Raw genomic sequence first — 22858 nt, 5'->3', positions numbered from 1 at the left:
TTCAAAGGGAATAATCAGCGCATGGCTACGAAGAAAACACCTGTGACCGATGATGCGGAGCTGCCGTCGCTGGAAGATGCCGGCGACCTCGACCAGGCTATCGGCGATCTGCGTGGCGTCCTCAAGACGGATGCAGAAGGTTCGCTGTCCGATTTTGGCGACTTCGGCGATTTCGGAAGCACGGATGATGCTTCCACGGAAACCGACCTTTCTGCCTTCGGTGGCGGAGCGGCCGATTTTGGAATGGATGATTTTGCTGCCGCCCCGCAGGTCGCGGGTGTGAAGGCGCCGCTTGGCAGCGGATTGTCCGAAAACATGGAACTGATCATGGACATCCCGATCGATGTCCAGATCGTTCTCGGCACCAGCCGTATGCTGGTTTCGGGGCTGATGAGCCTTGAAGAGGGTGCGACGATTGCGCTTGACCGCAAGATTGGCGAGCCGGTCGAGATCATGGTGAATGGCCGCCGTATTGCGCGCGGTGAGATAACGGTACTTGAAGACGACGATACGCGCTTCGGCGTAAAATTGATTGAAGTAATGAGTACCAGAAAAGCCTGATCCCTGTGGGGACGGAGAGGAAAGACCATGATGGACTTCGAGGATTTCGGTAACCCCCTTGCGGGCAAGCCGTTGTCTCAGGCCGACAAGGCGGCCGCGGTGCTGCTTGCCATGGGCAAGGGCGTCGCCGGCAAGCTGCTGAAGTTTTTCACGCAGCACGAATTGCAGATGATCATTTCCTCGGCCCAGACCCTGCGCGTCATTCCTCCGGATGAACTCGCGCAGATCGTGGCGGAGTTCGAAGACCTGTTCACCGAAGGAACGGGTCTCATGGACAATGCCAAGGCAATTGAAAGCATTCTCGAAGAAGGACTGACCCCTGAAGAGGTGGACAGCCTGCTTGGCCGCCGTGCCGCCTTCCAGGCCTATGAAGCCTCGATCTGGGATCGCCTGCAGGAGGCGGAGCCGGAATTCGTCGGCAAGTTCCTGCTGCGCGAGCATCCCCAGACCATCGCCTATATCCTCTCCATGCTGCCCTCGTCCTTCGGTGCCAAGGTTCTCCTGACCATTCCCGAAGAGCAGCGCGCCGATATCATGAATCGCACGGTGAACATGAAGGAAGTGAGCCCGACGGCTGCCCAGATCATCGAGAAGCGTGTGATCAATCTGATCAACGAGATCGAGGCGGAACGCAATGCGGGCGGCTCCACGAAGGTTGCCGATCTGATGAACGAGCTGGAAAAGCCGCAGGTCGATACGTTGCTCAGCTCGCTCGAGACGCTCAGCAAGGAAGCCGCAAACAAGGTCAAGCCGAAGATCTTCCTCTTCGACGACCTCATGTTCATGCCGCAGCGCAGCCGCGTCATGCTGCTCAACGATGTTTCGGCCGACGTTCTGACCATGGCGCTGCGTGGCGCCACGATGGAAATCAAGGAATGTGTGCTGTCCAGCATCAGCCCACGCCAGCGCCGCATGATCGAATCGGATCTTGCCGTACCGCAGGCCTCGGTCAATACCCGCGAAGTGGCGATTGCCCGCCGCGCGGTCGCCCAGGAAGCGATCCGTCTGGCCAATTCCGGCCAGATCCAGCTGAAGGAAGCCGGTGCGGAAGAACAATCGGCCGCCGCTTGAGCGGAAGCCGGTTGATAACCCGCGCTTTGGACAGAACCGGCCATTGCGATGGCCGGTCTCGGGCGTTAGTTTCGGGATGACGGCCTGCCGGGATCGGCGGGCCTTTTTTTGATCCCGGGAACGTGCCTTGGCAGACGATGAGGACAAGGACAGTAAAACAGAAGCCCCGACGGAGAAAAAGCTCCGCGATGCGGCTGAGAAGGGCAATCTTCCCTTCTCTCGGGAAGTGCCGATCTTTGCCTCGTCGCTCGCCTTTTACTGTTATCTGGTCTTCTTTTTGCCCGATGGCGCCGGCCGGCTTGGCGTCACGCTGAAAGACCTGTTCGGTCAGCCCGAACAATGGGACTTGAGCACCCGGCCTGATGCCCTGTCGTTGCTTTATTTCCTCGGCACGTCCATGGCCTATCTGCTCATGCCGGCCATGATCATGTTCATCGTCTTCGGCCTTGCCTCGTCGTTTCTTCAGAACCTGCCATCGCCAGTGCTTGAGAGGGTGCGTCCGCAATGGTCGCGCATCTCGCCGGCAAAGGGGTTCACGCGTATCTACAGCAAGCAGGGTTTCGTCGAATTCGGCAAGTCGCTGTTCAAGATATTGATCGTCTCGATCATCATGTTCATGTCGCTGCGCGGCGATTTCTACAGTCTCATCGACCTGATGTTTTCCGATCCGCAGGTGATTTTCGTCAGGGTCGTCGAGATCGTCAAAAAAATGATGGTCGTGATCCTGCTTTCGACCGCATTGCTTGCCGCCGTCGATCTCTTGTGGACGCGCCACCACTGGTTCAGCCAGCTGAAGATGACGAAGCACGAGGTGAAGGAAGAATACAAGCAATCGCAGGGTGACCCCGTGGTCAAATCCCGCCAGCGTTCGATCGCCCGCGATCGCGCCCGCCGCCGCATGATCAACAATGTGCCGCGCGCAACACTTGTCATCGCCAACCCGACACACTTTGCGGTGGCGCTTCGTTACGTGCGCGAAGAAGGTGACGCGCCTGTCGTCGTCGCCAAGGGCCAGGACCTTATCGCATTGAAAATCCGCGAGATTGCGGAAGCAAACAATATCCCAGTTTTTGAAGACCCACCGCTCGCACGCTCCATGTTTGCGCAAGTCTCGATCGATAGTGTGATTCCACCAGCCTTTTATAAGGCTGTGGCTGAGCTCGTTCATCGGGTTTACGCCATGAAGTCATCGAAAATACGGGTTCAATAAAACCAATGAAAAAATCCGCCTATTCTGAACAGCGGGAAATGATCGTCGCAGAGGCGATCAACCCGATCGCTACCGAATTACGATTGCTAGACCCGGCAGACCTGATTTCGCTGCTCCGATTCGAGTGCTATGGCAGCATCGCCGACCTCGTTTCTTCCGCCGCTGAGCTTTATTATCATCCCGGCACGATCAATTTTGGTGCGGGTGGCGAATACAAGCTCGAATGGGAAGGCGCCCCGGAGATCGTTCTCGATCTCGAAATCAAACCGAAGGGTGCCACGGTCTACGCACAATTGATCCTCGCCAATGAACATGCGGCGGTCGAGATCAATCATGTTTCGTTTCAGAACCCGTCGGAAAACCCGGATGAGAACACCGAGTTCCTGCGCAGAAGCCTGATGGCGGCCCGATTCGTTGCGACCCGCCAGGGCGAGGCGGCCTGAATATCACCACCGGATGATTATCCGTTGCGACTGCCGAAATGGCGGTCGCAACGGTTTTGTTTGATCGCTTTTTCGCCCGACCTTGCCTGAAGCCTGCCGCTTTGCGCAAAACCGACTGGGGAAGCGAGGAACGCCTTGCAAATCAGCGTTGTTGTTTGGTACCTATCGAATTAACGATTTGTTAACGAACGGCAGGTCGCGGTGGCTCATTTCAACCATCGCCGATGCGCATGATGCTCCTGCTCGTTTTCGGCGCTGCGCCGGATTTCTTCTGACATTTTGAATTGGGTGGAACCCATGACCAGCATTATGACCAATGCGGCGGCAATGGCCGCGCTGCAAACCTTGCGCATGATCGACAAGAGCCTTGAGACAACGCAGGCGCGTGTCTCTTCCGGTTACCGTGTCGAGACTGCGGCGGATAACGCGGCCTATTGGTCTATCTCCACGACCATGCGCTCGGACAACACGGCGCTTTCGGCCGTTCAGGATGCGCTGGGTCTGGGAGCCGCCAAGGTCGATACCGCCTTCGAGGCCGTTGAAAGCGCCATCGAAACGGTGAAGTCGCTGAAGGCGAAGCTGGTCGCCGCCTATGGTGTGGGCAGCAACCGAACGAAGATCCAGGAAGAAATCAAGCAGCTTCAGGATCAGCTGAAAAGCATTTCAGAATCGGCGTCGTTCTCCGGTGAGAACTGGCTCCAGGCGAAAATCGGCGATGGCAAGACGCCGGCGGCCGAAGAGCCGACCATCAAGAAGATCGTTGCCTCGTTTACCCGCACCGCTGCTGGCGCGGTGGGCGTAACGACGGTCGATTACTCGCTTGATTCGAGCACCGTACTGTTCGATCTGAGCGGCGGAAAATTCGGCATTCTCGACACCGAGGCCCGCTTCCTCCGCAAGAACGAAACGTCAGTGACGATGCGCACGACGGACACACCCGCTTTACCCGCACTTCCTACAGTGACCGACAAGAATTATGTGGTTGCTACGTTGAAGGATAGCGAAGTCGCTGCTTTGGCCGGCTTCAGTCTCAAGTCAACGGGCATTTATACGAATGCTGGCAGTACCCAGGGATATTTGAAGATCGGTGACGACGTCTGGGTAAAACTTACCTCTACGGATCCGGCAAGTGCCACTGCTCCAACCACCGACAGCACCACTCCGGTCGCAACGACGACATCGCCGAACACCAACTGGTACTACGACATTTCCTCGGCAGTCGATCCCGACACCCGTAAACTGGGCATCTCGGTATCGACGCTCGACATCAACAAGCTGACCGACCTCGCCCAGAAAATGGGAACGATGACCGGAGAGCAATATACCGAAGCCGATGTGCTGGATGCGATGATGTCCTTTGTCGACGGACAGCTTGAAGCGATGACCAGCGCGGCATCCAGCCTTGGTTCGCTGCAGAGCCGCATCGATATGCAGGAAAACTTCGTTTCGAGCCTGATGGACGTGATCGACAAGGGTATTGGACGCCTCGTCGATGCGGATATGAACGAGGAATCGACCAGGCTGAAGGCGCTGCAGACGCAGCAGCAGCTCGGCATCCAGTCGCTTTCGATCGCCAATGCCAACGCGGAAAATATCCTCCAGCTCTTCAAGTAACGGGTTTGGCCCGGCGTGGGCAGGTGCGGAGACAAGGCGCGGGCTTCCGGAACAGGCCGCCTTCATCCTCGCACAAGTTTGAACACCTAACGTCGGGGCAATATCGGCTGGATCGCATGGCGTGATCCGGCCGGAGTAATGGAAGAGACGGACAGGGTAGCAAGGATGACGGTGGTGCCGCCAAACGGCTTAAATCGCAGGCAAGGAAACATGTCTCGCCTCTCTGGCCAGTTTTGCCGGGGGCGTGCATGAGCGCGTCCATTGCAAGATATCTCAAGGATTTCGGTGACAGCCAGCCCGCCGGGCTGGCGTTTGGCGATCCACTGGCGGATGCCGAGGGCATGTCCGGTTTCGGCGATGTCGCGGCCGGTTTCGATAAATTCGAGACCGTCGATGTCGAAAGCGAAAAACAGGCTGCCTATGCCCGTGGCCGCGACGATGCGACCCGCGAAATCACTGAGAAGATGCAGGCCGAGCGGGATGCTTTAGTGGCTTCCCATGCGGCCGAACTGGAGGCCCTGCGTTCCGTCTATCTCGAGGAGATCGCGGTTTTCTTGTCCCGTGGTCTGCGTGAGGGCATCGATGCGATCGCTTCCAATCTCAGCGAACAGACGGCCGGTATCCTTGCCCCGGTTCTGACGGAGGAGCTGTCGCTCAAGGCGGTTTCGGCGCTGGCGGATGTGGTGCGCGCTTCCATGCCGGATGGCGAGGCTGTCACGATTGTCGTCAAAGGTCCCAGAGATTTGTTCGAACATTTGAAGGCCCAACCGGGCTTCGAAGAAGAAACGATGAAATTTACCGAGACCACGGACATCGACCTTTCCGTCGAACTGGGTGAAAGCGTGTTCGTGACCCGCATGTCGGCCTGGGCGTCCAGTCTTCGCAAGGTGATGAAATGAGTGAAGGCGAAAATCACCACCACGGCAAAAACGAGATCATCATCGTCAAACGCCACAAGGGCGGGCACGATGGCGCCCATGGCGGCGCGTGGAAAATCGCCTATGCCGACTTCATGACGGCGATGATGGCGTTCTTCCTCGTCATGTGGCTGGTCAATGCCGCCAATGAGGAGACCAAGGCCTCGGTCGCCAGCTATTTCAATCCGATAAAACTGTCCGATGAAAAACCCTCGTCCAAGGGGCTGGAAAAGCCCGTGGACAAGGAAGAGGGTGTCCAGAAAAAGGACCAGTCGAATATCAAGGCGGAAAAGGTGACCCAGGGCTCTGCCGCGGCGACGGGTGAGGACCTGACGTCCCAGACTGGCGAACAGTCGAATTTCTCGGAAGCCGATTTCTTCGAGAACCCTTATTCGGTATTGGCGGAAATTGCCCAGCAGGTTGGGCAGCAGGCCAATGTCAGCGCCAAGGGCGAAGGCGGTGCTGCTGATTCCGGCCCGGCGACGGGCGCAAGCGGTGGTGAAGCCTATCGTGATCCCTTCGATCCCGATTTCTGGACCCAGCAGGTGAAGATCACCCGCGCCGACCAGCAGCAGAACCCGACGGAGCCGCAGCAGACGGCGGAGAAGCAGCAGGATGCGGACAAGGATGCCGAAGCGGTGTCAGCTGCAGCGTCTCAAAAGCCCGCTGATCATTCGCAAGACGGCAAGCCGATGGAAATTGCCGCCGTTGTGCCGCAGCAGCGCCCGGACGCCACGGAGCAGGCCGCGCTCGTAAAATCTCAGCCGGATGAGAAACAAGCCGCGGATGAGAAGCAACCCACTGACGCCGAATGGCAAAAAGCCGACACGCTGCGCGAAGAAATTGAAAAGCAGATTTCAGGCATTACCGGCAGGCTCTCTGAAGGCCTGGTGGTGACGCCGGCCGAAGGCGGGTTGCTGCTGACCATTTCCGACCAGTCGGAGACGCCAATGTTCAATGTCGGATCGGCCGTACCCCGGGGTGAAATGGTTCTGGCCATGGAAAAGATCGGCAAGTTGCTTCAGGAGCGTGGCGGCAGCGTGGTGATCCGCGGCCACACCGACGGACGACAGTTCAAGGGTGAAGCCAATGACAACTGGCGGCTCTCCATGGATCGAGCGCACAGCGCCTATTACATGCTGGTGCGTGGCGGCCTGTCGGAAGAGCGGGTGAAGCAGGTTTCGGGCTTTGCGGATCGCAGATTGCAGGTGCCGGCAGACCCTCTGGCGGATGCCAACCGCCGTATCGAAATCCTGCTTGAGGCCGATCGGGGGTGAGTGTGACGAAATCCTCGAAACGTTGGCTTTTTCTCGCGGCGACGCTTTGCGGTCTCGGTGCCGAGCCGATCAAGGCATTCTCGCAATCGCAAGACAGCCTCATGCCCTATGCCATGTTGCGCTCCCTGCAATTCGTGCAGGATTCGGTTGCCATGGGCGACCATTCGGCAACGGAAATGCAGCGCTTCCTGCTCCAGACGATCGATGAGCGGCTTAAAAGTGCACCGTCGGCGATCTTCAAGGACCCGCGTAATGTCGATGCGGCGCTTGTCTATGCCATGAGCGGCGGTAATCCGGCGACGCTGGAATTGCTGGTCGCGCGCGATGTGGACGGCAATTTCGACAGTCGCGTCGCCGATATCCTGCGCAAATACCTCTCGGGCAAGGGAACGCTGGTGGCGCAGAGCATTGCAGCCATGGTGCCCGAATACCGCGGCACCCGGATCGGCGCCTATCTGGCACTGATCGGCGGCAATGTGACGATCCCGCGTGATCCGCTGGCGGCCCTCGGTTTCTACGACATCGCCCGGCTCGAAGCGCCAGGCACCATCGTGGAGGAGGCCGCTCTTCGCCGCTCTCTGGCGATTGCGGTTGAAGACGGTGATGCGGCGCGCGGTGTCGATTATGCGCAGCGTTACGCGCGGCGCTTCCTGCATTCCCCCTATGCCAGCCAGTTTGCCGATCTTCTGGTCTCGCTGGTGGTCAAGCGGGCGGATTCCATAAGTGAGGAAGCGATACAGGAAACATTCGCCATGATGGACACGGAGAGGCAGAAGGAAGCCTATCTGCGTCTCTCCCGTGTGGCGGCAATCAGCGGCAAGGACGGGCTGGCACGCATGGCGGCGCTGAAGGCGAAAGCTCTGTCTCCCGCCCTGCCGGACCAGCCGGAAGCGCAGGCAAATCTTTATGAAAGCCTTTCCAACATCGGCACGCCCGATGTGGTGAGCGCGATTGAGACAATCGTGCAGATCCCCGAAGGGCAGCTTTCAGATCGCGACAGGGCGCTACGGGATGCAGCAAGGGCGATCGCCGAGCAAGTGGTTCGCCCACCCTCGTTGCAGCCGGGGCAGCCCGGCGCCGAGGTCGGTGCGGCGACGACCCAGCAGGATGCCAGACAGGACCCATCCTCGAATGGGGCAGCCGGCACTGGGGAAAAGAGCATATGGCGGGTTGAAACCCACAAGGCTGACGATGAGGGCGAGGATGTGCGGCAACTCGTAACGAGCGGCCGCAGCAAGCTTGATGAAATCGACAGCCTGTTGAAGAAAGGCGAGGGGGCACCATGATCGACGGAACCATCAACGCGATAGTGAATGCGCCGTATAATGATCCGCGTGCCGGCAGCGCCGCTGTCAGGGACGATGCCAAGGGCGGAAGTTTCGGCGAGGCCCTGTCCACCGTTCGCGATGAGCGCCCAACGCAGGCACCGCATTCCCGCCATCAGCAGGAAGCAGGTTCGGCTGAGGAGCAGCACGCGCAGCCAGAAGGTGGCGAAGAGGAAACGAAGACGCCGGTGAAGCGGCCTGCGACCTTCCTGAATGTAATCGGCAACGACCATTCCGCAGAAGGCCGCAGCCATGAGATGGCAGGCGAACTTCAGAACGCGGGGAAACCGGCGCGCACATCGGTCGAAAACGGCAAGACCGGCAAGAAGCTCAAGGACGACGCCGACAAGGATACGGAAACGACGGTGGATGCCATTGATCCGAAACTGGCGGATCTGAATAAGATCGCGACCAATGTCGGCGATATCGCAACAGCCAAGACACCGCTTGAGGAAATCGCGCAGGCGATCGCCGGCAAGGCCGATCCGGTCAAGTCCGACAGGACCGAGACTGTCCGTGGCAAGACGGAGCCTTCGCCCAAGGACATGCCAACACGAGCCGAGCTTGCTGGCAATGAGGCCGAATCCGGCTCGGATAGGGAGAACGGTGCTTCGGCATTCCGCTTCGCCTCCGCGCGCTCCGGCACGTCCCGTGCACTCGATATGAGCACGGTGCAGCGTGAAGGCCGCGTTGAGTTTGATGCCCGGGAAAGCACCGGCAAGGCGGCCGATACCATAACAGTGCTCGATTCACGGCGGTTTATCGGCCTGGCGCCATCGACCAACGCATCGGCACTGACCGGTCTCATCGCCAATGATCCGGAATGGGTCAGCGCCATGCAGCCCGGCTCGTCGCTTTCCAACGCCGCTGCCCAGAGCAGCACAGGCAAGGTTGTCCATACGCTGAAGCTGCATATGACGCCGATCGAGCTTGGATCGGTGACGATGTCGCTGCGTCTGGCCGGTGACGAGCTCGCCGTTCACATGACGGTGGAGAGCGTTGCTGCCTATAAAAAGCTTCAGGAAGACAGCAAGAGCATTCTTGATGGCCTGAAAGCGCAGGGTCTGACGGTCGATAACATCACCATCAGCATCTCTTCTTCCGACAAGAGTGACCAAACGGGCACACAAGGCAACAATCAGCAAAATCAGCAGGCGCAGCAGCAGGGCCAACAGGCAGCTGCGGGCCGCAACCGTGACGAGTCCGGCGCACGCGATGGCCGGCAAGGCAATGGTGATAATTTGGGGGTGCATAATGAAGGCATGGATGGCGCTCTCGGCTCTGGCCGTTCTTCTGCTGACAATGGCGTCTACCTCTGAAAAAGCCTCGGCTTCGGCAACATCAGGTGTCTGTGAAAGGGAAATCCAGTCCGCCGCCCGCAAATATGGCGTGCCGGAGGGAATTCTCTATTCCGTTGGCCTGACCGAGACGGGCCGTAAGGGGCGGCTTGACCCCAATGCCATGAATATTGAAGGAAAACCGGTATTTGCCGCATCCACGGAGGAGGCATTGACCACTTTCGAGACGGCGAAGCGCAATGGCGCCAAGCTGATCGACCTCGGATGCATGCAGATAAACCACTATTTTCACGGCGAAAACTTCACATCCGCGCGCGAAATGTTCGACCCGCGCCGCAATGTCGAATATGCCGCCATGTTCCTGCGCAACCTCCATAACAGGCATGAAACCTGGACCATGGCGGTTGCCCGTTACCATGCCGGTCCGAACAATGACCCCGCGCAGAAGAAATATGTCTGTCGGGTCATCGCCAATCTGGTGGCGACAGGCTACGGAAAATGGACTGTCAACGCGAAAAATTTCTGCGACGGATGACAACCTGAAATTGTCTTTAAGGGCCGCAGGACTCGTAATTTGAAATGTGGCGATAGATTGATCAAAAAAAGGCGCTGCAAGCGGTTTTTTCGTAATTTTAAAATTTTTACACAAAAATTTTGTGCCATATATGGTTAACGACCACTATATATAGATCAAATCGGCACAAAATAGTTAATCAATTATTAATAACTATCGATGATTTCCTACAGTTGTCGCTGAATCCCCCGATTCTTATCAATGCCTCATTGGAAAACACCACACTGATTCGGAGGCGGACGAATGATCGTAGTGGTTGATGAGCGCGAGCTCGTTAAAGACGGCTATACATCTCTATTTGGGCGTGAAGGCATCCCCTCAACCGGGTTCGATCCGGTTGAATTCGGGGAATGGGTCTCGACGGCAGCGGAAAGCGATCTTGCGGCCGTGGAGGCCTTTTTGATCGGCCAGGGCGACCGGAGCTTCTCTTTGCCGAAGGCGATCAGGGATCGCACGACGGCGCCGGTTATCGCGGTCAGCGACCAGCCCTCGCTGGAATCGACGCTGGCACTGTTCGACAGCGGCGTCGACGATGTCGTGCGCAAACCGGTTCACCCCCGTGAAATCCTGGCGCGTGCGGCGGCGATCCGTCGCCGGCTGCAGGTCATCTCCAACTTCACCGATGCCGGACCTATCCGGGTTTTCTCCGATGGCCGTGATCCGGAAGTCGGTGGTGAAGTATTTCCCTTGCCGCGTCGCGAGCGCCGCATCCTGGAATATTTGATCGCCAATCGCGGACGCCGCGTCTCCAAGACGCAGATTTTCAATGCCATCTACGGCATCTTCGATGACGACGTCGAAGAGAATGTCGTCGAAAGCCACATCAGCAAGCTGCGCAAGAAACTGCGCAAGAAGCTCGGCTACGACCCGGTCGATTCCAAGCGGTTCCTCGGCTACAGCATTGATTGGCAATGATCTTCATTGACCCGCGTGGTCTTTTTCAAACGCGGTATTTCAGACAGCTTCACGCAAGCCAAACGCTTTACCTTCTCCCTGAAAGATGACCACGAGGGTTTTTGAATGAGTATTTTCGGCACTATGCGAACCGGTGTGTCCGGCATGAATGCGCAGGCGAACAAGCTGGGCACCGTGGGCGACAACATCGCCAACGCAAGCACCACCGGCTACAAGCGCGCATCGACGTCGTTCTCCTCGCTCGTTCTGCCCTCTTCGTCGGGCAGCTACGCCTCCGGCGGCGTGCAGTCCAACGTACGCTACAGCATTTCGGAGCAGGGCAACCTCTCCTACACCACTTCGAGCACCGATCTTGCCATCCAGGGCAACGGGTTCTTCGTGGTTCAGGATGGTGCAGGCACGCCTTACCTCACACGCGCCGGTTCCTTCGTGAAGAATGCCGAAGGTTATCTGGAAAACGCAGCGGGCTTCCAGCTGATGGGTTACCCCTACGGCTCCAACCCGCCGGCTGCCGTCGTTAACGGCTTTACCGGTCTTGAGGCCATCAACGTCAACAACTTCGGTCTGACGGCATCGCCCTCGACGCAGGGCAGCTTCCCGGCCAACCTTAATCGTGACGAAGCAATCGTGCCGACGGGTTCGCGCCCCAGTGACAACGTCGCAACCGCAAAGATCGGCGCAAAGACATCGCTGACGGCATTTGACAGCGGTGGTGCCAAAGTCCTTTACGATTTCTATTACACGCGCATCGACAATGACGCGTCCGGCAATCCGCAATGGGAAGTGTCGGTCTATCGTCAGGATCAGTCGACGAATGGCGGTTTCCCATATACGGCAACACCGGCTGCAAATCTGGTGCAGGAGAAGGTAACGCTGGTCTTCGATCCGGCGACCAACAAGCTGAAAACCGGAACCCCTGCATCTCCGACATCTATCACCATCGACGACCAGGTCAGCGGCGTACCGCAGTCGATCAAGATCGATCTGTCCGAAATGACGCAGTTCTCCTCGAAGTTCACGCCCGGCACCGCGATCCTGAACGGTAATGGTCCGAGCCAGATCAAGGATGTCGAAATCGGCAAGGACGGTGTGGTGACCGCGGTTTACCAGGATGGTGGCCGCCGCAACATCTACCAGCTGGCGCTGGCAACCGTGCCGAGCGTCGACAACCTCAGCCCGCAGAACGGCAACGTCTATCTGCCCAGCAACGAGTCGGGCGTCGTTACCATCGGTTTCGCGCAGACGGGCAGCTTCGGTTACATCCAGAAGGGTGCACTGGAAGGCTCAAACGTCGATATCGCCAGTGAACTCACCGACATGATTGAATCCCAGCGTATCTATACCGCGAATTCGAAGGTCTTCCAGACTGGATCGGATTTGATGGATGTCCTGATCAATCTGAAGAGATAGTAATTCCTACGAGGACAGATGAATGTCGCTCACGTCAGCAATGAATACTGCGCAGTCGATTTTCAATAATACAGGTAAGCAGACAGACGTTACTTCGAAAAATATTGCCAATGTCGGCAATGCGAATTACGTCAAGCGAACCGCCATTCTCGGCACGACCATGGCCGGAGCGAGTATCGTCTCCAATGGCCGTGCCCAGAATGAAAGTCTTCTCAGGCAGACGATCTCCAGCGCCTCGCTGGCCACCGGTCAGAACACCGTTCTGACCGGCCTTGAGGAGATGAAGAGCATTTTCGGCGGCAACAATTATGAAAGTTCGCCGTCCACCTACATGAAGGAATTGCTGAAGAGCCTGAGCGGTTACGCCGCCAAGCCGAGTAACGCTGCCCTTGCGGCAACGGCTGTGACCTCGGCGGCGGATGTCGCCAGTTCCCTGAACAAGGCGTCTTCCGAATTGCAGGCGATGCGTTTGCGCGCCGACAAGGAAATCTCCCTTCAGGTCGACAAGCTGAACGGCCTGCTCGCAAAATTCGAGGAAGCCAATAACGAGGTCAAGGCGCAGACGGCGATCGGCGGTGATCCGAGCGACGCCCTTGATCAGCGCGAGACCCTGTTGAAGGACATTTCGTCCATCATCGGCATCAATGTCGTCAATCGTCCAAACAACGATGTGGCGCTTTACACGACGGAAGGCGCGACCCTCTTCGAGGTGGTGCCGCGCAAGGTCACCTTCAAGGCGCAGCCGGGCTACGATGCGACGACCACTGGCAATGCGATCTATGTGGACGGCGTGGCGCTCAAGGCCGGCAATGGCAGCAACACGACAGCGGAAGGATCACTGCAGGGTCTGATGCAGGTTCGCGACGATCTGGCGCCGACCATGCAAAGCCAGCTCGACGAAATCGCCCGTGGCCTGATCTCCATGTTTGCGGAAAAGCCGATCACGCAGCCGGCACCGCCCGCGACGCCCCTGACGGCGAAACCTGGCCTCTTCACATGGGCGGGAGCAACGGCCACAAGCGAAATTCCTCCCGCTGGCGTTATCGTTCCGGGACTTGCTGCCAGCATTAACGTCAACTCCGCGTTAATTATTTCGAAAGGTGGAAACCCGGAATTGTTGCGCGACGGCGGCATCAACGGTACCGCTTATATTGTCAATACCACAGCTACGGGCGGCACTGGCTTTTCCGCCCTGATCGACAGCTATGTGACCGCATTCGACGCGCCCATGAATTTTGCCGCGTCGACACGTATCGATACGAATACCAGCATCTTGAAATACGGCACCAACTCGATGGGTTGGCTCGAACAGGAACGATCCGGTGCGACTTCGGCGAACGAAGCGAAAAGCGCGCTCTATGAGCGCTCCGCCGCCTCCTATTCGAACAACACGGCGGTGAGCCTGGATGAGGAGCTGTCGCTGCTCATGGATATCGAGCAGTCTTACAAGGCAGCCACCAAGCTGGTGACCACCGTCGATGAAATGCTCAAGTCCTTGATGGACATGGTGAGGTAAAAGATGAAAACGTCATTCATTTCATCGCTGGCGATGCAGAACAGCATGCGCAGCACCATCCTCAAGGCCCAGCTTGAGATGACCAAGCTCAATACCGAACTGACAACGGGCAAGCACGCGGATCTCGGCGTCACGCTCGGCGCCAACACGGCCCGCAGCCTCGATCTCAATCGGGATGTGGAGCGGATTTCGTCGCTTGTCACGGTCAATTCCTTTGCGACGCAACGTCTTGAATCGTCGCAGACCGCATTGGACGGCATGGCAAAGGCCGCCCAGGAAATCCTCGGCGTTCTGGTGCCGAATACCAGCAGCGCGCAGCCCACGCTTGCCACCGTCAACCAGAAAATCACCAATGCGCTCAACAATTTCACCAGCTTCGCGAACACTGCCGTCGATGGCGAATATCTGTTTTCCGGCACGAATACGGATGTGAAGCCGGTCGATGACTATTTCGCCGATGGTTCGACGCTGAAGACCGCTTATAATGATGAGCTGAACCATTTCATGGCGACGCAGACGCCGCCGGTCGGAAGCATCGCCAACCTGTCCAAGGATCAGGTCAACGCCTTCATGACCCATATGGAAGGCGTATTCAACGGCACCACGACGGTCACCAATCCGCCGCATAGCAGTCTTGCCACCGGTCAGAACGTTGATTTCTGGACGACGTTCGGCTCCAAGGCCAGCGACACCAACATGACGAGCCGGATCAGCCAGAACGAAGTGATCGAGACATCGACCAACAGCAATTCGCAGGGCATGCGTTATTTCGCGATGACGGCAATGACGGCGATGACCTTCCTCGATGACAAGGTTCCGAGCGATGTCCGTGAAGCTGTCGCCACCCGCGCGGTTACGACAATCGGTACCGCAATCGACGGTTTGAACCAGCAGGCCAGCGGCCTCGGTCTCTCTCAGGAACGTGTCAAGAAGTCTAACGACTCTTTGGCGGCGCAGAAGAAGATCATCGAGACGCATCTGCTGGATATCGAAGGTATCGATACCTACGAAGCGAAGACCCGTCTCGACCTGCTGCAGCAGCAGATCGAAATCGCCTACAGCCTGACGTCGCGTCTGCAAAAAATGAGTCTGGTGAACTACCTCTGATGAACAGGGGTGGCGGCAGATAAAGGATACATGAATGTACCAGTTTTCCTACGCCGAAATCATGGAGGATGGTGTCGCAGACGCGAAGGATCGCGAGCGACAGGCGTTGACCAAATCGATCGAACTGCTTGTGGAAGCGAAGGATTCGTCTTCCCAGCGCCATACGATCGAAGCACTTTTTTACACTCGGCGGGTCTGGATCCGCTTCATTGAGGACCTCAAGCAGCCGGACAACCAACTGGCTATGGAGCTGAGGGCCAATCTGATCTCGATCGCGATCTGGATTTTGAAAGAGTGCGAACTGATCCGGAAACGTCAGTCGACGAATTTCCAGGGCATAATTGACGTGACAACCATCATCAGGGATGGACTGAAATGAAAAGTACACTTCGAATCTCGCTGAAATCAGGCGAAAAGATTTTCATCAACGGTGCGGTTTTGCGGGTGGATCGCAAAGTGGCGCTCGAATTCCTGAACGATGTCACGTTCCTGCTTGAAAACCACGTGCTGCAGCCGGAGCAGGCGACAACGCCGCTGAGGCAGCTTTATTTCATCGCGCAGATGATCCTCATCAACCCGGAAGGGCGTGAACAGTCTACGAACATGTTCCGCAAGTCCGTGAGCATGCTGCTGAACTGCTTCCAGCATGATGAGATATTGGCGGAACTCAAGCGGATCGACGGGCTGGTTGCCTCGGGCAAGGCTTTTGAGGCGCTGAAGGCCATTCGCGGTCTTTATCCGACTGAGGAAAAAATCCTCAACAATCAGGAAATGACCCCCGCAACGATCGAACAGATTCGCAAGGAGATCGCACCATGGCGGTAGATGCAGTCAACTCGGCAGCCTCTAACCCCTGGGCCAATGCCGGGGCGAGCAGCAATGACAAGAACGCAGCTTCGCTGAATTACGACAGCTTTCTGAAGCTCCTCATCGCCCAGATGAAGAACCAGGATCCGACCAGCCCGATGGATGCCGGTCAGCAGATGTCGCAGCTGGCAAGCTTCTCGCAGGTTGAGCAGACGATCAAGACCAACACCCATCTGAAGAGCATGCTGCAGGCCGAAGCCCTGACGCGCGCTTCCGATCTGGTCGGCAAGACGGTCAAGAGCGCCGACGACAAGGTCACCGGTGTGGTGAAGGAAGTCGAGGTCTATTCGGACGGCGTTGTCGCCATTACCGAAGCTGGTGACAAAGTGCTGCTGCAGGCCGGTGTGAGCTTCTCGAACGGCCCGATCGAGACTAAACCTGAAGGTGGTACCGATTCGGATAAGCCTGCCGATTCGTGATAATGTAGGGGCAGTATGATGCCGCCCTTCTGAATAAAGGATGCGACGATGAACGAGGCCGATGCGCTTGATATCATGCAGGCAGCAGTCTGGACTGTTCTCGTCGCGGCCGGTCCGGCCGTTCTGGCCGCCATGATCGTCGGTGTCGCCATTGCCTTCATACAGGCCCTGACCCAGGTTCAGGAAATGACGCTGACATTTGTCCCCAAAATCGTCACGATCATGCTCGTGCTTGGCATCGCCGCCCCCTTTGTGGGTGCGCAGATCGCCCTTTTTTCCAATCTCGTCTTTTCGCGCGTCCAGTCCGGCTTCTGATATCCGCCCGCTGCGGATGCCACCCTCGCGCAAGCTTCAGCGACTAGTGATAGGCTGAAGCATCGGACCGAATTGCGCGCGCAATTTCGAAAAGCCGGTGCCGCGAACCGTGCGGCGGCTTTTCCGTCGCCCTTCTCATGAAGAGACAGGACGATTTTATGGCGCAACCACCAGTCATCTCCTTGCCCAAGGTAAGTCCGAGCATGCGGGATATCGGTTTCGCATTGGGCATCATTGCGATCCTTTGCGTTCTGTTCCTGCCCATTCCGGTCATGCTGGTGGATATCGGGCTGGCCTTTTCCATCGCGCTCTCCGTCCTCATCCTGATGGTGGCACTGTGGATTCAGCGGCCGCTGGATTTCTCGTCTTTCCCGACCGTGTTGCTGATCGCGACGATGATCCGCCTGTCGCTGAACATTGCGACGACGCGTGTCATTCTTTCGCATGGCAACGAGGGACCGACGGCGGCGGGTGGCGTGATTGCCGGCTTTTCCAGCCTTGTCATGTCGGGCGACTTCGTCATCGGTCTGATCGTCTTTCTGATCCTGATCACCGTCAACTTCATCGTCATCACCAAGGGTGCTACGCGTATCGCCGAAGTCGGCGCCCGCTTCACGCTGGACGCCATTCCCGGCAAGCAGATGTCGATCGACGCGGATTTGTCCGCCGGCATCATCGATGAAAAGGAAGCGCAGCGCCGTCGCCGCGAACTGGAAGAGGAAAGCTCCTTCTTCGGCTCAATGGACGGTGCCTCGAAATTCGTCCGCGGCGATGCGATTGCCGGCCTCATCATCACCGCGATCAATATTTTCGGCGGCATCATCATTGGTTACTTCCGCCACGGCATGCCGATCGGCGAAGCGGCGGATGTTTTCGTCAAGCTTTCGGTCGGTGACGGTATCGTCTCGCAGATCCCGGCCCTTATCGTCTCGCTGGCGGCCGGCCTTCTGGTGTCGCGCGGCGGCACCGCCGGCTCCACGGATCAGGCTGTCGTCAATCAGCTGAGCGGTTATCCGCGCGCTTTGATGGTCTCGGCCATGCTGATGGGACTGCTGGCGATTATTCCGGGTCTTCCCTTCCTGCCCTTTATCTTCCTCGGCGGCATCATGGCCTTCGGCAGCTGGTATATTCCGCGCCAGGCCGAAGCCGAAAACGCGCTCCGCCGTCAGGAGGAGGCGAACAAGGTTCTCCAGACCACCGAAGCGGAAAAGGATTCGGTCAAGCAGGTGTTGAAAACCGCCGAGATCGAACTGGCGCTCGGCAAGCAGGTGTCGACCCGCCTGCTCGGGGCGCATCAGGAACTGGCCTTCCGCGTCGGCAAGATGCGCAAGAAATTTGCGACCCAATACGGTTTCGTCGTGCCGGAGATCAAGGTCTCCGACGACATCATGATCCCGGAAAAGGCTTACCAGATCCGCGTCCACGGCACGACCATCGCGTCGAGCAATCTGCGTGTCGGCGATGTTCTCGTGGTGACCGGGGCAGGACGCAAGCCGAGCATTCCCGGCGACGAAATCCGCGAACCGGCCTTCGGCATGCCGGCCGTCTCGATCCTTGAAACCTTCACCGAGGATCTGAAGCGCGAAGGTTTCCATCCGATCGACAATGTCTCTGTCGTGCTGACGCATCTGAGTGAAGTCATCCGCAATAACCTGCCGCAGCTTCTGTCCTACAAGGACGTCAAGATCCTGATCGACAGGCTCGACCCGGAATACAAGAAGCTGGCCGACGAAATCTGCTCGTCGCATATGTCCTATTCCGGTCTGCAGGCGGTTCTGAAACTGCTGCTCGCCGAACGCGTGTCGATCCGCAACCTGCATCTCATTCTGGAAGCCGTTGCCGAACTCGCGCCGCATGTGCGCAAGACGGAACAGATCGTCGAACACGTGCGGGTGCGCATGTCGCAGCAGCTCTGCGGCGATCTCGCCGACAATGGCGTGCTGCGTGTTCTGCGCCTCGGCAACAAGTGGGACATGGTCTTCCATCAGGCGCTGAAGCGCGACCAGAAGGGCGAAATCGTCGAATTCGATATCGATCCCCGCCATCTCGAGGAGTTTTCGGAGCAGGCTTCGAAAGTTATCCGTGAATTCATGGATCGCGGACTGCCCTTTGTCCTTGTAACCTCGCCGGAAACGCGGTCCTATGTGCGCATGATTATCGAGCGACTCTTTGCGACCCTGCCGGTTCTTTCACATGTGGAACTGGCCAAGGGGCTGGAGATCAAGATCCTGGGCGCCATTTCATGATAACCGACCCGCAAGGGACAATTATCGCATTGTTCCTTGCCATTTGCCGTATCGGCGCCTGCTTCATGACCATGCCGGGCTTTTCCAGCTCGCGCATATCACCACAAATCCGCATGCTGCTGTGCGTTGCGGTGTCCATGGCGCTTCTGCCGGTGCTGTGGGATACGATCTATCCGAGAGTCTCCGGCGCAAGCCAGGCCACGGTCGTCGGCCTCATCTTCACCGAGATCGTCATCGGTGCGATGTATGGCCTGATCGCGCGGTTTTATACGCTCGGTTTCCAGTTCACGGGTGCGCTCATCGGCGCCTCCATCGGTCTCAGCGCCCCAGGCGGTGCGGATGTCATCGAAGAGGTGCAGGAAAACCAGATATCCAACTTCATCACCTTCGGCGGCCTGCTGGTGCTGTTCATGCTGGATTTCCACCATATCGTCCTGAAAGCGCTGGTTGATTCCTATACCGCCACGCCGGTCGGGGCGCTTATCAGCGGCCAGAAGATGCTGATCACGCTCACCGATACGCTCAGGGCATCGTTCTCCATCATGCTGCGGCTTGCCAGCCCCTTCGTGATCTACGGCCTGATGTTCAACGTTGCGGTCGGTCTCATCAACAAGCTGGCACCGCAGATTCCTGTTTACTTCATCTCGACGCCTTTCGTTCTGGCGGGCGGTCTTTTCATGCTTTATTTGTCGGTCGCGGCCCTCATCCGTCAGTTCGTGGATGGTTTCGGCCCGGTCTTCATCGGTTTTTGATCTGGAGAAAGCCATGGCTTCGGACAAGCGCTCGGCAAAACTCAAGCGTCTGGTAACGGTCCAGCGCCATATGGAAAAAATGGCCGAGGTGGAGCTTGCCGATACCACCCGCGTGCGTACCGAAGTGGCGCAATCCATGGATAACGTGCTGGAGGCCATGAGTTCCATGGAGCCGGTGCATCAGACATTTTCCAGACATTATTCGGATCGTTACGGCCGCCTTGTCGTCAAGGACCGCCAGCTTGCCGGCGTGCAGCAATTGCAGGAAAACAAGGTGCTGAAGGAAAAGACCAAGGCTGACCGGCTTGAGGACAGAATGCACATTGCCCGCGATCTCGAGGACCGCGAAGCCGACGACAATGCAATCTATGATCTGCTTGAAATGACAAACGCATCCCGGACACCAGCCTCCAGCAAGGTTGGCGATCCATAGTCCGTTCCATTGTTGCATCGCGGGCGTTCGAAAGACGTCTCCGGCGATGTTTCTTGATTGAACGGACGCGTCGGCTTCCATGCCACATGTTCGTCAGCTCGGGAGATCGGGACGTGGCGATATCGGTGATAAGTGATCTGGTGATGGATGTGGTGCGCGCTGCGGACCCCCAGGAAGTACAGATCGCCCAGGAAAAACTCAAAGCGAACAAGGCTGCCTTCGCCGCAACCAGCCTTGCAGATGCGGGCAAGGGCTTTGGCGCCGCCGTTGATATGCTGGATGGCGCCTCTTCGAAGGCGGGCCTTGGCGACACCAATATTCGCTCCGCGCGCACCGAGATTCCTGAGACTTACCGGAAATATGAAGCCTCGGTTCTCCAGACTTTTGTTGCCAACATGCTGCCGAAAGACAGCGAGGAAGTGTATGGCAAGGGTAATGCCGGCGAAATCTGGAAGAGCATGATGGCAGAACAGTTTGCCGACACGATCTCCAGAAATGGCGGCGTCGGCATTGCCGAACAGGCCTACAAGGATGCGTTGAGAAAAGCCGAAAGCAAAGGCATCACCGACGTATCGATGAATGAAAAAGACCATAATGCTGCAATTCGGATGGTGGCGGAGTTCGAGCGGCAGGTCCTCGGCGTTTCCAATGATAAAACGGACGAGGCTTGAGAATGAAAAACCTTAACGAGGAGACAAGCATGGACCTTATGTCGAACGACCACCGTATCCAATCCGTTCTCGGCCGCCTTGAGATGATCATCGACAATGAGAACGAGAATATCGGTAAGGATCCGCAATTCGACTTCAAGGTTTCCAACGCCCATAAAAGCCGTTGCCTGTATGAACTCACCATGCTGTTTCGCGATACACCGCGCGAAGACATCGCCGGTGGTTATCTGGAGCAGGTGAAGGGCATCAAGTCCAAGCTCGCGACCAATGCCAGCCGCGTTGAGGCGCATCTGAACGCGGTTCGCGCTGTTGCGGACCTGCTCAAGAACGCGATCCAGGAAGCCGATACGGACGGCACCTATTCGCAGGAACAGTTCATGTACGGTGCCGCCTCCTGATGTTGAAGCTTCTTCTCACCGGCGTCTGGGTTTGCGCCGTCACGCTCGGCGCGGTGTATTTCTCCGTCCAGATGGCGACGGCGCCGGGAGATGAGGCGGGCGAGAAAAAGACCAATCTGCAATTGGTCAAGGGTGAAAGCATCACCATTCCCGTCATCAATGATGGCGGGGTGAACGGCTATTTCCTCAGCCGTATTTCGCTGCGTGTCGACAAGGACAAGATGGCGAAGATCGAATTGCCGGCCACGCAGCTGATGACCGACGAATTGTTCACGCTTCTGGCGGGTTCTTCCATGGTCAACATCGCCAATATTTCCACCTTCGATCCCGAGGCTTTCAAGCAGCGCATCCGTGAGGGGCTGAACAAGAGGCTTGATGACGAGGTGGTCGAGGATGTGCTGATCGAGCAGCTGGATTATCTGTCGAAGGCAGATATTCGCGAGCAGAATGGCAATGGCACGCCCCGTTCGGTCAAGATCGTCGAGGGCGAGAAGGCCGAGGCTGGAAAAGAAGCGGCCGCCGCGCCCAGCCACTGACGCCGCAGGGCGCGGCTCACGCGTCCGCCGACGGTCGGTTTTCCGGTCTGGTTAACCGTTCCTTGCCACGCGCCCGAATATTCGAGCGATTGCTTTCAGCATAACTTCAACCTGCACCTGTATAAACAAATCCATGAGCCGCCGTCCCGCTACCATGCGCCGGATCGGCGGAGATGGATTTGGCATTCGGGGGTTGGCAATGAATTTCGCGGCAGGTTTTGCGCGGCCGGGATCGCAACGGAATATCCACGGGCTGCGTGTCTGTGATCTCGACTGGAATGGGGCGCTGGAACTGGTCAGCGGCCGGGCTTCGACTTGCGAAGGGCACACGATGCTCTCCTTCCTCACCATCGATAAAGCCAAGCTGTCTCTCAAGGATATCGCTTACCGCGAGATTCTGGAAAGCTGCCTGCTTCTGCCACAGGGCAAGGCGATGAATGCCGCCGCCCTTGTGGAAAATGGCAAACCTCTGTCCGCTGCGATCGACGACGTCGCTTTCGTCATGGCGCTTCTGACCTATATGGCGGTGCCGAAACGGATCGGTGTTGCCGGCGATGATGCGGCGCAGCTCAGTGAAGTGCTGGCAAAGCTGCGTGCCCACGCGCCGTGGCATGATTTCGTGATGCTGGGTCGGGATGCCTCCGGGGTGAAGGTTGATGTTCTGCTTGCCGGCATGAGCGGTGAAAATCAGGAAAAATGGTTGCACCGAACCGTCAGCCGTCAGGATGTGCGCGTCGCAATCGCGGTCGGTTCATTGTTCAAGGTCTTGTCGTCCGAAGTGGCGGGCATGCCGGAAATCTTCCGCAAGCTGCATATGAGCTGGCTTTACAGCCTCTGCGCCGAACCCTGGCACATTGCACTCGGCAAAGCTGAGACGGGTTCGCGGAGCCCGCGTTAACCATTTGTTTGCCACGATCCTTTAACCTCTCGTAAGGTTTTGACAGTCGCCCGTTGCGGGCGGCACCGAGGGTGGCAGACGGCTT

General features: G+C 57.6%; 25 protein-coding genes. All 25 read left to right on the top strand.

What is annotated here, in order from left to right; translation table 11 throughout:
• Positions 1-21: 21 nt before the first annotated feature.
• The 25 genes from fliN to M0412_RS09915 all read left to right on the top strand — a co-directional run bounded on the left by fliN (position 22) and on the right by M0412_RS09915 (position 22773).
• Positions 22-561 carry a flagellar motor switch protein FliN gene (fliN, locus tag M0412_RS10035; protein WP_269698655.1) on the top strand — a complete coding sequence of 180 codons (540 nt, stop codon included), beginning with the start codon at positions 22-24 and terminating at the stop codon, positions 559-561.
• A gap of 27 nt (positions 562-588) precedes the next feature.
• On the top strand, positions 589-1632 hold the full coding sequence (gene fliG / locus M0412_RS10030; protein WP_046800589.1) for a flagellar motor switch protein FliG: 1044 nt from the start codon (positions 589-591) through the stop codon (positions 1630-1632).
• Positions 1633-1759: 127 nt separating this feature from the next.
• On the top strand, positions 1760-2842 hold the full coding sequence (gene flhB / locus M0412_RS10025; protein WP_142841133.1) for a flagellar biosynthesis protein FlhB: 1083 nt from the start codon (positions 1760-1762) through the stop codon (positions 2840-2842).
• A gap of 5 nt (positions 2843-2847) precedes the next feature.
• Positions 2848-3285: a hypothetical protein gene (locus M0412_RS10020; RefSeq protein ID WP_142841134.1), complete on the top strand. Its 438-nt coding sequence runs from the start codon at positions 2848-2850 to the stop codon at positions 3283-3285.
• Positions 3286-3582: 297 nt separating this feature from the next.
• The gene (locus tag M0412_RS10015) at positions 3583-4899 is read left to right on the top strand and encodes a flagellin (protein ID WP_269698654.1); all 1317 of its coding nucleotides are present in this window, start codon (positions 3583-3585) and stop codon (positions 4897-4899) included.
• Positions 4900-5147: 248 nt separating this feature from the next.
• Positions 5148-5798: a hypothetical protein gene (locus tag M0412_RS10010; protein WP_269698652.1), complete on the top strand. Its 651-nt coding sequence runs from the start codon at positions 5148-5150 to the stop codon at positions 5796-5798.
• Positions 5795-7093: a MotB family protein gene (locus M0412_RS10005; protein WP_269698651.1), complete on the top strand. Its 1299-nt coding sequence runs from the start codon at positions 5795-5797 to the stop codon at positions 7091-7093. Before M0412_RS10010 ends, M0412_RS10005 begins: the two co-directional genes overlap by 4 nt.
• Positions 7090-8379: a chemotaxis protein MotC gene (motC, locus tag M0412_RS10000; protein WP_269698650.1), complete on the top strand. Its 1290-nt coding sequence runs from the start codon at positions 7090-7092 to the stop codon at positions 8377-8379. Before M0412_RS10005 ends, motC begins: the two co-directional genes overlap by 4 nt.
• A complete protein-coding gene (locus M0412_RS09995) occupies positions 8376-9737 on the top strand; it encodes a flagellar hook-length control protein FliK (RefSeq protein WP_269698649.1) in 1362 nt (453 codons plus the stop codon). Before motC ends, M0412_RS09995 begins: the two co-directional genes overlap by 4 nt.
• The gene (locus M0412_RS09990) at positions 9685-10251 is read left to right on the top strand and encodes a lytic transglycosylase domain-containing protein (protein ID WP_269698864.1); all 567 of its coding nucleotides are present in this window, start codon (positions 9685-9687) and stop codon (positions 10249-10251) included. Before M0412_RS09995 ends, M0412_RS09990 begins: the two co-directional genes overlap by 53 nt.
• A gap of 282 nt (positions 10252-10533) precedes the next feature.
• Entirely contained in the window at positions 10534-11205 is a 672-nt protein-coding gene (locus M0412_RS09985) for a response regulator transcription factor (protein ID WP_046800597.1), read from the top strand.
• A gap of 105 nt (positions 11206-11310) precedes the next feature.
• A complete protein-coding gene (locus M0412_RS09980) occupies positions 11311-12615 on the top strand; it encodes a flagellar hook protein FlgE (protein ID WP_269698647.1) in 1305 nt (434 codons plus the stop codon).
• A gap of 22 nt (positions 12616-12637) precedes the next feature.
• Complete coding sequence (gene flgK / locus M0412_RS09975; RefSeq protein ID WP_142841147.1) at positions 12638-14131, top strand: flagellar hook-associated protein FlgK; 1494 nt, start codon at positions 12638-12640, stop codon at positions 14129-14131.
• A 3-nt stretch (positions 14132-14134) separates the two neighbouring features.
• Complete coding sequence (locus M0412_RS09970) at positions 14135-15238, top strand: flagellar hook-associated family protein (RefSeq protein WP_142841149.1); 1104 nt, start codon at positions 14135-14137, stop codon at positions 15236-15238.
• A 34-nt stretch (positions 15239-15272) separates the two neighbouring features.
• Positions 15273-15617 carry a flagellar biosynthesis regulator FlaF gene (gene flaF / locus M0412_RS09965; protein WP_045021979.1) on the top strand — a complete coding sequence of 115 codons (345 nt, stop codon included), beginning with the start codon at positions 15273-15275 and terminating at the stop codon, positions 15615-15617.
• Positions 15614-16063, top strand: coding sequence for a flagellar biosynthesis repressor FlbT (flbT, locus tag M0412_RS09960; RefSeq protein WP_046800601.1), 450 nt, complete (start codon positions 15614-15616; stop codon positions 16061-16063). Before flaF ends, flbT begins: the two co-directional genes overlap by 4 nt.
• On the top strand, positions 16054-16524 hold the full coding sequence (gene flgD, locus M0412_RS09955) for a flagellar hook assembly protein FlgD (protein ID WP_142841151.1): 471 nt from the start codon (positions 16054-16056) through the stop codon (positions 16522-16524). Before flbT ends, flgD begins: the two co-directional genes overlap by 10 nt.
• A 48-nt stretch (positions 16525-16572) precedes the next feature.
• Positions 16573-16839: a flagellar biosynthetic protein FliQ gene (locus M0412_RS09950; RefSeq protein ID WP_142841153.1), complete on the top strand. Its 267-nt coding sequence runs from the start codon at positions 16573-16575 to the stop codon at positions 16837-16839.
• A gap of 158 nt (positions 16840-16997) precedes the next feature.
• A complete protein-coding gene (flhA, locus tag M0412_RS09945) occupies positions 16998-19085 on the top strand; it encodes a flagellar biosynthesis protein FlhA (protein ID WP_142841154.1) in 2088 nt (695 codons plus the stop codon).
• Entirely contained in the window at positions 19082-19837 is a 756-nt protein-coding gene (gene fliR / locus M0412_RS09940) for a flagellar biosynthetic protein FliR (RefSeq protein WP_269698646.1), read from the top strand. Before flhA ends, fliR begins: the two co-directional genes overlap by 4 nt.
• 13 nt (positions 19838-19850) lie before the next feature.
• Complete coding sequence (locus tag M0412_RS09935; RefSeq protein ID WP_142841158.1) at positions 19851-20270, top strand: hypothetical protein; 420 nt, start codon at positions 19851-19853, stop codon at positions 20268-20270.
• Positions 20271-20383: 113 nt separating this feature from the next.
• The gene (locus M0412_RS09930; protein ID WP_046800607.1) at positions 20384-20941 is read left to right on the top strand and encodes a rod-binding protein; all 558 of its coding nucleotides are present in this window, start codon (positions 20384-20386) and stop codon (positions 20939-20941) included.
• 29 nt (positions 20942-20970) lie between these two features.
• Positions 20971-21339 (top strand): hypothetical protein, encoded by a 369-nt coding sequence (locus tag M0412_RS09925; protein WP_269698645.1) that lies wholly within the window; start codon positions 20971-20973, stop codon positions 21337-21339.
• A complete protein-coding gene (locus M0412_RS09920; protein ID WP_046800608.1) occupies positions 21339-21875 on the top strand; it encodes a flagellar basal body-associated FliL family protein in 537 nt (178 codons plus the stop codon). The genes M0412_RS09925 and M0412_RS09920 overlap by 1 nt, the downstream gene beginning before the upstream one ends.
• A 199-nt stretch (positions 21876-22074) precedes the next feature.
• On the top strand, positions 22075-22773 hold the full coding sequence (locus M0412_RS09915) for a WecB/TagA/CpsF family glycosyltransferase (RefSeq protein ID WP_269698642.1): 699 nt from the start codon (positions 22075-22077) through the stop codon (positions 22771-22773).
• Positions 22774-22858: the final 85 nt, after the last annotated feature.

This window comes from Agrobacterium sp. O3.4 (genome assembly GCF_041414895.1).
Classification (GTDB): Bacteria; Pseudomonadota; Alphaproteobacteria; order Rhizobiales; family Rhizobiaceae; genus Agrobacterium; species Agrobacterium cucumeris.
Note: the sequence above shows the minus strand (reverse complement) of the source record. Positions and strands in the feature narration are given on the sequence as shown.

Excerpts from the sequence above, each read along its gene's own strand:
- fliN (WP_269698655.1), top strand. The coding sequence starts at position 22 with ATGGCTACGAAGAAAACACCTGTGACCGATGATGCGGAGCTGCCGTCG.
- fliG (WP_046800589.1), top strand. The coding sequence starts at position 589 with ATGATGGACTTCGAGGATTTCGGTAACCCCCTTGCGGGCAAGCCGTTG.
- M0412_RS10020 (WP_142841134.1), top strand. The coding sequence starts at position 2,848 with ATGAAAAAATCCGCCTATTCTGAACAGCGGGAAATGATCGTCGCAGAG.
- M0412_RS10015 (WP_269698654.1), top strand. The coding sequence starts at position 3,583 with ATGACCAGCATTATGACCAATGCGGCGGCAATGGCCGCGCTGCAAACC.
- M0412_RS10010 (WP_269698652.1), top strand. The coding sequence starts at position 5,148 with ATGAGCGCGTCCATTGCAAGATATCTCAAGGATTTCGGTGACAGCCAG.
- M0412_RS10005 (WP_269698651.1), top strand. The coding sequence starts at position 5,795 with ATGAGTGAAGGCGAAAATCACCACCACGGCAAAAACGAGATCATCATC.
- M0412_RS09995 (WP_269698649.1), top strand. The coding sequence starts at position 8,376 with ATGATCGACGGAACCATCAACGCGATAGTGAATGCGCCGTATAATGAT.
- M0412_RS09990 (WP_269698864.1), top strand. The coding sequence starts at position 9,685 with ATGGCGCTCTCGGCTCTGGCCGTTCTTCTGCTGACAATGGCGTCTACC.
- M0412_RS09985 (WP_046800597.1), top strand. The coding sequence starts at position 10,534 with ATGATCGTAGTGGTTGATGAGCGCGAGCTCGTTAAAGACGGCTATACA.
- M0412_RS09980 (WP_269698647.1), top strand. The coding sequence starts at position 11,311 with ATGAGTATTTTCGGCACTATGCGAACCGGTGTGTCCGGCATGAATGCG.
- flgK (WP_142841147.1), top strand. The coding sequence starts at position 12,638 with ATGTCGCTCACGTCAGCAATGAATACTGCGCAGTCGATTTTCAATAAT.
- M0412_RS09970 (WP_142841149.1), top strand. The coding sequence starts at position 14,135 with ATGAAAACGTCATTCATTTCATCGCTGGCGATGCAGAACAGCATGCGC.
- flaF (WP_045021979.1), top strand. The coding sequence starts at position 15,273 with ATGTACCAGTTTTCCTACGCCGAAATCATGGAGGATGGTGTCGCAGAC.
- flbT (WP_046800601.1), top strand. The coding sequence starts at position 15,614 with ATGAAAAGTACACTTCGAATCTCGCTGAAATCAGGCGAAAAGATTTTC.
- flgD (WP_142841151.1), top strand. The coding sequence starts at position 16,054 with ATGGCGGTAGATGCAGTCAACTCGGCAGCCTCTAACCCCTGGGCCAAT.
- M0412_RS09950 (WP_142841153.1), top strand. The coding sequence starts at position 16,573 with ATGAACGAGGCCGATGCGCTTGATATCATGCAGGCAGCAGTCTGGACT.
- flhA (WP_142841154.1), top strand. The coding sequence starts at position 16,998 with ATGGCGCAACCACCAGTCATCTCCTTGCCCAAGGTAAGTCCGAGCATG.
- fliR (WP_269698646.1), top strand. The coding sequence starts at position 19,082 with ATGATAACCGACCCGCAAGGGACAATTATCGCATTGTTCCTTGCCATT.
- M0412_RS09935 (WP_142841158.1), top strand. The coding sequence starts at position 19,851 with ATGGCTTCGGACAAGCGCTCGGCAAAACTCAAGCGTCTGGTAACGGTC.
- M0412_RS09925 (WP_269698645.1), top strand. The coding sequence starts at position 20,971 with ATGGACCTTATGTCGAACGACCACCGTATCCAATCCGTTCTCGGCCGC.
- M0412_RS09920 (WP_046800608.1), top strand. The coding sequence starts at position 21,339 with ATGTTGAAGCTTCTTCTCACCGGCGTCTGGGTTTGCGCCGTCACGCTC.
- M0412_RS09915 (WP_269698642.1), top strand. The coding sequence starts at position 22,075 with ATGAATTTCGCGGCAGGTTTTGCGCGGCCGGGATCGCAACGGAATATC.